This window comes from Serratia sp. 2880STDY5682894 (assembly GCF_001537385.1).
GTDB lineage: Bacteria > Pseudomonadota > Gammaproteobacteria > Enterobacterales > Enterobacteriaceae > Serratia > Serratia nevei.
The window spans coordinates 531,502-537,668 of the sequence record NZ_FCJA01000001.1; the positions used below are offsets into that span (position 1 = coordinate 531,502).

The 6,167-nt window shown below is 61.0% G+C and carries 5 protein-coding genes; 2 read left to right on the forward strand and 3 right to left on the reverse strand.

Going from position 1 to position 6,167, the window contains the following annotated elements; translation table 11 throughout:
• Positions 1-12 precede the first annotated feature (12 nt).
• Positions 13-384: a Fe-S cluster assembly scaffold SufA gene (sufA, locus tag AWX27_RS02390; protein ID WP_004931368.1), complete on the reverse strand. Its 372-nt coding sequence runs from the start codon at positions 382-384 to the stop codon at positions 13-15.
• 527 nt (positions 385-911) lie between these two features.
• Here sufA and AWX27_RS02395 point away from each other — a divergent pair.
• Positions 912-1,316: a hypothetical protein gene (locus tag AWX27_RS02395; protein WP_047727659.1), complete on the forward strand. Its 405-nt coding sequence runs from the start codon at positions 912-914 to the stop codon at positions 1,314-1,316.
• A 45-nt stretch (positions 1,317-1,361) separates the two neighbouring features.
• Here the strand turns inward: AWX27_RS02395 and menI are convergent, their stop codons facing one another.
• On the reverse strand, positions 1,362-1,778 hold the full coding sequence (gene menI / locus AWX27_RS02400) for a 1,4-dihydroxy-2-naphthoyl-CoA hydrolase (protein ID WP_016927938.1): 417 nt from the start codon (positions 1,776-1,778) through the stop codon (positions 1,362-1,364).
• Positions 1,775-4,831, reverse strand: a complete 3,057-nt coding sequence (locus AWX27_RS02405; RefSeq protein WP_060419195.1) for a D-2-hydroxyglutarate dehydrogenase YdiJ — start codon at positions 4,829-4,831, stop codon at positions 1,775-1,777. The genes menI and AWX27_RS02405 overlap by 4 nt, the downstream gene beginning before the upstream one ends.
• A gap of 245 nt (positions 4,832-5,076) precedes the next feature.
• On the opposite strand from AWX27_RS02405, the gene ydiK reads away from it, so the two are divergent.
• Positions 5,077-6,167: AI-2E family transporter YdiK (ydiK, locus tag AWX27_RS02410; protein WP_060419197.1), on the forward strand; the 1,091-nt coding region annotated here is incomplete at its 3' end.

The window sequence follows — 6,167 nt, forward strand, 5'->3', positions numbered from 1 at the left end:
TGATTGCATCGCTCAAACGCCAAAGCTCTCGCCGCACCCGCAGGCATGCTGAGCTTTAGGGTTATTGAATTTGAATATCTGATTCAGCCCTTCGCGGACATAATCTACCGTGGTGCCGTCGATGAACGGCATAGCCTTCAGCGGCACATAGAGTTTGGCGCCGTCGCGCTCAAACAGCAGATCGTCATCGGCGGGTTCGCGGGTCAGATCCAGCACATAGGCAAAGCCGGCGCAGCCGGATTGTTTCACCCCTAGCTGCAGCCCTTTCACCTGCGGATCCTGCTGCATCAGTTTCGTTATTTGTCGTACGGCGCTGTCGCTGAGCGAAATGCCTTGCCAGACATTTTCATCCAGAGAAAAAGTGCCGACATTTTCCGTTTGCATAGGGTCTACCTCACACTCGTGTTTGGCCACAGCCAATCTGGGTTGCTTATATGTTAGTGATAACGATTATCACTTCAACCGTTTGTTTTGCGGGGGTATCCGCCGCGAGCGCGGTTTTTCGCTGCGGCGCGCGGCAAGCCAACGGGACACCCGTGGCGGCTTGCGGCGTCAGGCGGCAAGGTGTGCATGCTATCCCTATGAATTCGTTATCTATCCTGCATCACCGTACCGCACTCCCCGGTGGCCCGTCAGCGTTACAGCGCTGCGGTGCGTTGCCGATCTAAACATTCATAGAAAATACCTATTTCTGCATTCTGTCTGTCGTAAATGTGCGTTTATCGGCATTTCGTGGCGCGGCGCAAGCGCGCGGCCCTCAGGTTAAAGTTTAGTCGCTCAGGATTAAGTTGGGTCGGCGGCGGTCTTTTACCCTCCTGAGCAATAAAAAAACGCCGCGCCGGGATTGATCGGCAACGCGGCAGTTTATATGATAATGATTATCATTCAATTTGAATTTGAGCGCGAAGCCAATGACTCTTTCGATCAACGCATGGTTGCTGGGCAAGATTGATGAATACAAATTCAGCGTGCGCGACGCCACGGTGGACTTTTATATGGCCGAAGCGGCGCTGCGGCGCCCGGAATGCAATATCGACCATCTGAAGCGGTACAACAGCGTCAGCCTCACCATGGCCAATCTGTGTCTGGAGAACGGCGACGACGACAGCTACCTGCACGCGCTCAGCAAGCTGCACAACCGGCTGATCGTCGAGATCAACAACCCACAGCGCTGCCAGCTGTTTCGGGTGCAAAGCTACCACTTCGCCCGCCACACGCTGACGCTGATCTGCCAAAAATATGCAATGGAAGGCACCTGGGAGAAGGCGAACGCGTTTCAAAAGGACTTCGTCAAACGCGTTCCGTTTCAGCTGTAAGGCGAAAGGCTCCGCAGGCCGAACGCCTGCGGAAACCGGCGGGAATCAGTCGATGACCGCCGTGGTCAGACGCGAGGTGCAGCACAGCCGATCGCGCGCGTCGAAGATCTCGATTTGCCACACCTGATGGCGACGGCCGACGTGCAGTGCGCGACACACCCCGCGCACCTGGCCATCGAACACCGCGCGCAGGTGGTTGGCGTTGATCTCCAGCCCCACCACTTTCTGCTCGCCTTCGCTGCACAGGTAGCCGGCCATCGATCCCATCGACTCCGCCAACACCACCGATGCCCCGCCGTGCAACAGCCCGAACGGCTGCCGGGTGCGGCCATCGACCGGCATGGTGGCCTCGAGGAAATCTTCGCCCAGTTGGGTAAACTCGATGCCCACATGGCTGACCATGCAGCCGTCGCCGGCGCGGTTCAGCTGCTCCAGCGATGTTTCACGTTTCCACAATTTCACTCAATCATCTCCAGAAGTGCCTGTAATGGGTGGCGCACGCCATTGCCCTCGATGCGTTTCACCTGGCTGCGGCAGGAATAGCCGGTCGCCAGGCAACGCTGCCGCGGCAAACGCTGCAGCGTCGGATGCCATGATAGCTCATAAATGCCGAGCGAGTTTTGCAGGTTCTTGGCTTCATGGCCGTAAGTGCCCGCCATGCCGCAGCAGCCGACGCTGACGTTCTCCAGTTTGGCGCCGAAGCGGGCGAAGATCGCCGCCCACTGTTGGCCGCTGGCCGGCAGCGCGGTGGTTTCGGTGCAGTGGCCGAACAGATACCACGGCTCGCCGGTCGCCGGCTGTTCGGCGCGATCCGCAATCCGCTGCTGCAGCCATTCATGCACCAGCTGCACCTGGAAATCGCCGCGCTCGGCGCCGAGGATCTCGCGGTATTCGTCGCGGTAGCACAGCACCAGCGCCGGATCGACGCCCACCAGCGGCATGCCGAGCTGCGCCACACGGTTGAGGAAATCGGCGGTTTTGCGCGCGGTGCGGGCAAAGCGCGTCAGGAAACCTTTCACATGCTGCGCCTTGCCGTTCGGCGAGAACGGCAGCAGCACCGGTTGATAGCCGAGCTTCTCCACCAGCCGGACAAAGTCCGCCACCACTTTGGCGTCGTAATAGCTGGTGAACGGATCCTGGACGATAAGCACGTGTTCTGCGCGCTGCTCGGCGCTTAGCCCTTCCAGCTGCTCCAGCGTCAGCGTGGTCGCGCGGTGGCCGGACAGCTGCTGACGCAGCGTCGGGCTGGACAGCAGCGGCAGATCGACCATGCCGATGGCGTTGCGGCTCATCTCCCGCAGCCACGGCTGGCGGAAGAAGAAGTTGAACACCTTCGGCGCGCGGGCCATCAACGGGGTATAGCTCTCCACGCCGGCGACCATGTAGTCGCTTACCGGGCGCAGATAGCGGGTGTGGTAGAGCTGCAGGAAGCGCGAACGGAATCCCGGCACGTCAATCTTGATCGGGCACTGGGTAGAGCAGGCCTTGCAGGCCAGGCAGCCGGACATCGCCTCTTTCACTTCGTGCGAGAAATCATACTCGCCCTTGCTGGCATGCCAGCTGTTGCGGGTCTTTTCGATCAAACCGCGCAGGCTGACTCGCTGCTGCGGCAGCTCTTTCTCCAGCGCCAGCGGATCGACGCCCTGCTCGGCCAACAGACGCAGCCACTCGCGCACCAGCGTCGCCCGCCCTTTCGGTGAATGAATGCGGTTGCCGCTGATCTTCATCGACGGGCACATCGGGCTGCGCACGTCGAAGTTGAAGCACAGGCCGTTGCCATTACACTCCAGCGCGCCGCGGAATGAGGTGCGCACTTCGACCGGGATCTGGCGATCGAAGGTGCCACGCTTGACCGCGTCCACCTGCATCATCGGCGCATCCACCGCCAGCGGCGAACAGATCTTGCCCGGGTTCAGGCGGTTATCCGGATCGAATGCCGCCTTGATGCGGCGCAGCTCTTCATACAGCGTTTCGCCGAAGAACTCAGGGCTGTATTCCGCGCGGAACCCCTTGCCGTGCTCCCCCCACAGCAGGCCGCCGTATTTGGCGGTCAGCGCCACCACCCGATCGGAGATCTGCTTCATCAGCACCTCCTGCTGCGGGTCGCACATGTCGAGCGCCGGGCGCACGTGCAGCACCCCGGCGTCGACGTGGCCGAACATGCCGTAGCTCAGGTGGTGGTCGTCGAGCAGTTGACGGAATTCGACGATATAGTCCGCCAGGTGTTGCGGCGGCACGCAGGTGTCCTCGGCGAACGGAATCGGCTTGGCGCGGCCCTTGGCGTTACCCAGCAGCCCGACCGCCTTCTTGCGCATGTTGTAAATGCGCTCGATGCCCGCCAGATCGCCGCAGATTTGGTAACCGATCACGCCGCCCTGCCGCTGCGCGATCAGTTCGTCCAGCCGTTGGCACAGGGTTTCCATCTGGCCGTCGATCAGCGCCCGATCGTCGCCGGCGAACTCGACGATGTTCAGCCCGAGCATCTCTTTATCCGGCACGTCGGCGATCAGTTCGTTCACCGAGTGCCAAACGATGTCTTCACGCGCCAGGTTCAGCACCTTGGAATCGATGGTTTCCACCGACAGCGCCTTGGCTTCGACCATAAAGGGTGCATTGCGCAGCGCCGAGTCGAAGGAGTCGTATTTTACGTTAACCAAACGGCGCACTTTCGGCAGCGGCGTGATGTCCAGCCGCGCCTCGGTGATAAACGCCAGCGTGCCTTCGGCGCCGGTCAGGATTCGCGTCAGATCGAAGGTTTGCAGATCGTCGCTCAGCACGTGGCGCAGATCGTAACCGGTGAGGAAGCGGTTGAGCTTGGGGAATTTCTCCAGGATCAGCGCGCGCTGCTCGCGGCAGCGGTTGAGCACCGTGCGGTAGATGCGCCCTTCGGCGGTCTCTTCCAGAGCAATCGTTTCCGCCAGCGCCGTCGGCATGGCGCGGGTATCGATCATCTCACCACCCAGCAGCACCGCCCGCAGACCCAACACGTGATCGGAGGTTTTGCCATACACCAACGAGCCCTGGCCGGAGGCGTCGGTATTGATCATGCCGCCCAGCGTGGCGCGGTTGCTGGTGGACAGTTCCGGCGAGAAGAAGTAGCCAAACGGCCGCAGATATTGATTCAGCTGATCCTTGATCACCCCGGCTTCGACTTTTACCCAGCCTTGTTCGACGTTGATCTCCAGAATGCGGTTCATATGGCGCGACATATCGACCACGATGCCGGTATTGAGCGACTGGCCGTTGGTGCCGGTGCCGCCGCCGCGCGGGCTGAAGGTCAGCGTCTTGAATCGCTCCTCCCCGGCCAGGCGGGCGATCAGCGCCACGTCGGCGGTGGAACGGGGGAACACCACCGCATCGGGCAACAGCTGATAGATGCTGTTGTCGGTGGCCATCGTCAGCCGGTCAGCGTAGCTGGTGGCGGTGTCGCCGTTGAATCCGTTTTGCTTCAGTGCTTCCAAAAAGTCGAGCACCCGTTGAACGAGGCCGGGCGCCTGAGAAATCTGTGGGATCATTCGCTTTTTTGACCCTGTCCGTCTATTTTTTATGCGCTGTTGTACGCTGAATCGGGCCTTTAATTCAGACCCACCCTATTTTTTAGTGACACTAAAAACTAACATACTCGTTTAGTGAAGGCATTCACATTATTACCGCCCTGCGAGCGCCGCCACAGGCGGCCGCCCGGCGGTGATAAACCGACCGACAGGCACCCCGATTCCCCGGTGCCAGGGATTTAATTGACCAGGATGAGAAGCCACTGATGCCACTCCCGCAATCGCGTTACGACTTACCGCGAATTATTTTCGGCGTGCTGTTTATCGCCATCATGATCGTCGCCTGTTTTTGGGTGATCCAACCGTTTATTCTCGGCTTCGCCTGGGCGGGCATGGTGGTGATCGCCACCTGGCCGCTGCTGCTCAAACTGCAAAAACTGCTGTGGGGCCGCCGTTCGCTGGCAGTGTTGGTCATGACCCTGCTGCTGATCCTGCTGTTCATTCTGCCGATCTCCCTGCTGATCAGCAGCGTGGTGGATAACAGCGCGCCGCTGATCGCCTGGGCCAGTTCGCCGGGCAAGCTGCATATTCCCGATCTCGCCTGGCTGCAGTCCGTGCCGATGATCGGCGACAGGCTCTACACCAGCTACCACACGCTGATTAACGCCGGCGGCGCCGCGCTGCTGGCGAAGGTGCAGCCGTACTTCGGCCAGACCGCCACCTGGTTCGTGGCGCAGGCGGCGCATATCGGCCGTCTGCTGCTGCACTGCGCGCTGATGCTGCTGTTCAGCGCATTGCTGTATGCACGCGGCGAGCAGGTAGCGCTGGGTATCCGCCACTTTGCAGTGCGCCTCGGTTCTGCGCGCGGCGATGCGGCGGTGCTGCTGGGTGGCCAGGCGATCCGCGCCGTCGCGCTGGGCGTAGTGGTGACGGCGCTGGTGCAGTCAGTACTGGGCGGTATCGGTCTGGCGGTGAGCGGCATTCCGGCCGCCACCCTGTTGACGATGCTGATCTTTATCTGCTGCGTGGCGCAATTGGGGCCGCTGTTGGTGCTGGTGCCGGCCATCATCTGGCTGTACTGGCATGGCGACACCACCTGGGGCACCGTGTTACTGGTCTGGAGCTGCGTGGTAGCCACGCTGGATAACGTGCTGCGCCCGGTGCTGATCCGCATGGGCGCCGATCTGCCGCTGCTGCTGATCCTGTCCGGCGTTATCGGCGGTTTGCTGGCCTTCGGCATGATCGGCCTGTTCATCGGCCCGGTGGTGTTGGCGGTATCTTATCGCCTGCTGACCGCCTGGATGAATGAAGCGCCGGAGCCGACCACCGCGCCGGAGCAAGTCATCGAAGATCTGGA